The organism is Moorena sp. SIO4A1, assembly GCF_010672065.1.
Lineage (GTDB): Bacteria > Cyanobacteriota > Cyanobacteriia > Cyanobacteriales > Coleofasciculaceae > Moorena.
In genome coordinates this window covers 1-2,191 of record NZ_JAAHHX010000339.1, presented here as the reverse complement: position 1 = coordinate 2,191, position 2,191 = coordinate 1, and the positions used below count along the sequence as shown (strand labels likewise).

Annotated in this window: 1 protein-coding gene; it reads right to left on the bottom strand. The window is 40.9% G+C overall.

From position 1 onward, the window contains the following. Positions 1-212 precede the first annotated feature (212 nt). Positions 213-2,042, bottom strand: a complete 1,830-nt coding sequence (locus F6K53_RS37990; RefSeq protein WP_293066804.1) for a DUF4157 domain-containing protein — start codon at positions 2,040-2,042, stop codon at positions 213-215. Between the last annotated feature and the right edge of the window lie 149 nt (positions 2,043-2,191).

Sequence of the window (2,191 nt, the reverse complement as noted above, 5' to 3'; positions counted from 1 at the left end):
TTTGAGTAATTGTAAACTAATTACCATCAAGTCTAGTAATAGATATGCTGTGTGATGCAGCTGATTTGGGATAATTTTTTGGTATAGCGCACGCTATCATTTTGTTTAGATAGGTCAGGGCTATTACTTTTGACCTATCTTTTTTTATCTCTTTCTGCTGTATCGCTCACTACATAAGACTTTCATGCCTCGTTGTCCCCCTGTTAGAAGATTTAGTTAAGTATTTTATCATCAAGCCATTGCTCTATAGCTTTATAATTATTCTGTTTAACTCTGTATTCTTTATTTAAATTGTTCTTATAAAATTCAACCTGTTCTTTGTAATTGCGACTGTTGTATTTGTCAATTATAAGGGTATAATCATCCTTATTAATATCAGTATTTAAGCGTATCATTAATCCAGTTTCTTCTAGCCATGATTGCCGAGTACGCTGGTTTAATCTAAAAATAGCCTTATTAGGCTTTCCACCTTCTTTGATGTCTCTATTAAAATTATCTATGATGTCTTCTACCTTTTCTTGATATTTTTTAAAGATATTTTCTTGTTGTTCTAGCCACTCCTGTTCTGCTAATTTCTTAAAGTCTTCACTCTCTTTTGCTGCTTTAATTGCAGCTTCTACTTCATCATCACTCAAGGATTTGGTACTGCTGGGATCGTCAAAATTTATACTAGGATAAATAGATTCAGCGACATAGGGGATGTTGGCATGTCCAGTCCAATTTCCTTTCTTATCAAGGATGTGCCCGGCACTCTTCTGTGCTGTAATATCTACCAATGCATAATTTCCTGTACTGAGTTTTATGGCAACGTCAGGTCTAGTTCCTTTGAGAAGAGTAGTATTTTGAGTTTCAAATTCAGAACCCAAGGCTTTTATTCCTACATTTGCTTTTCCTTCAATCACGTAACCGGCTGCCGTCGAGGGATGAATAACTTTCTTTCCGTCCTCATATTCTTGCTTGCGCCTAAAATAAATTAGTTTCTGGGCTTCTGATGCACCATCATAATTACCTTTTATAAATTCATCAAACGCTTTTTCTACTTCATTATCTACTTTCTCAGCTTTTTCTTTTCCTTCCTTTTCTTCAGGAGTGTAAGCTGATTCTGCTTTAGGATGTTGAGGCTTAAAAGTAATAATTTTTCGTTGTATTACACCCTGATTAAAGTCTTGGCTTTCTGTTTGTCGCTGTACTGTACTACCAATTTGCTGTACCACATGGGTTAACTCATGGGCAATCAATTCTTGCCCTCCTCGACTCCCAGGATTATATTCCCCCTGCCGAAAGAAAATATCTTTACCTGTAGTAAAAGCACGAGCCTGAATAGATTGATTCAACTGGTTAGATTGGGCATCAGCGTGAACCCTGACTCCACTAAAATCTGCTCCAAACGACTGTTCCATTGGTTTCCGGATACTTTCGGCGATGGGCATCCCCGACCCCTTTGCCTGTTGGATTGAGCTTTCCAACTCTGGGGTAGCTGCCATCCCACCTTCTACAGATTGAAGCTGCACCATTGGCTTCCTCATCAGTTCATCTTGCTGACCTTGAGCTTGAATCGACTCTGGTTGAGTGCTGTGACTAGTCACTGGTGTGTTGATCCGATCCACTACTTCCGATGCTACTCGGTCAGCTTCAAGCTCATACTTGTCCCCAGCTTCACCAATAGTCAGCTTCGCCTGTACTGGATTCCCCTGCTGCCAATGGCCCATTAACTCATGGGAAAGTCCCCGAAACCTTGGCATTCGCTGGATTGACTGCCCACTAACAGGGGAGACAGTACTCAGTAGAGGATCTTGGGTTCGATGAACTTGTCGAGATAAGTCTTGCTGGGATTTAATTAGATTACCCAGTGCTCGGTTGCCGATTATCCCTTGCAGTTCCTCGATTGGGTGGTATGTTGGCTTCCTACTTCCCGATACTATTGACTGATCTCGAGCTTGTGTCTGTCTGGTTTGGCTTTGTCGTAGATTACCCATGAGCTTGACTAAATCTTTAACAGTCACATCATCATGATATAGCCGAATGGCACTGGGGGTGTTCACCCCAAGACCGCGCTACATCCCTACCAATGTGGCATAGCTTCCTTTGTTAACCCAAGAAACAACAGAGCAGATCGCATTCAGTAGGGTAGGGTGGGCAAATTATGATATTTTGGCAATTTCATCAGGAATCATGTCCATTTGCCCACCCT